The sequence below is a fragment of the Chroococcidiopsis sp. TS-821 genome, from assembly GCF_002939305.1.
Classification (GTDB): domain Bacteria; phylum Cyanobacteriota; class Cyanobacteriia; order Cyanobacteriales; family Chroococcidiopsidaceae; genus Chroogloeocystis.
Map to the genome: position 1 here is coordinate 1 of NZ_MVDI01000042.1, position 419 is coordinate 419.

Here is a 419-nt window from a genome sequence, read left to right on the forward strand (position 1 = left end):
ACTATACAGTTAATTTTACAAGTGTGATATTTTTAAATTCTTGATAAAAGAGTTATCAAGTCGCTGAGCCATAAAAGCACAAAACTTAATATTAACTATTTATGTTCCTTCATAACTTTTGCGAGCAGGAATACCGCTAATTCTTAAGACATCGCTGAGAGTTGCGCAGTAGTTTGGTAAACCAAATGTTGCTGGATTGACAGCATTGCGATACGTAAAATGGCGGTAGTCTAAACAAAAACGATCCCAAGCTGCCATTTGAATGCGAAATAAGGCGACGATCGCGTTGGCTAGAGACAAAGTTAACGGAATCCGAAAATAAAATTTTTTATTAAAATATCGACAAAGTTCTTCGACAGCTTGGTTTACGGTTAAGGGTGCTTGACCGAGGACAAGAGAACGCGATTAATTTTCTATCG

At 37.0% G+C, this 419-nt stretch carries 1 pseudogene; it reads right to left on the reverse strand.

Going from position 1 to position 419, the window contains the following annotated elements:
• Positions 1–99 precede the first annotated feature (99 nt).
• A pseudogene (locus tag B1A85_RS25020) lies at positions 100–402 on the reverse strand (NAD(P)-dependent oxidoreductase); the annotation flags it as partial.
• Between the last annotated feature and the right edge of the window lie 17 nt (positions 403–419).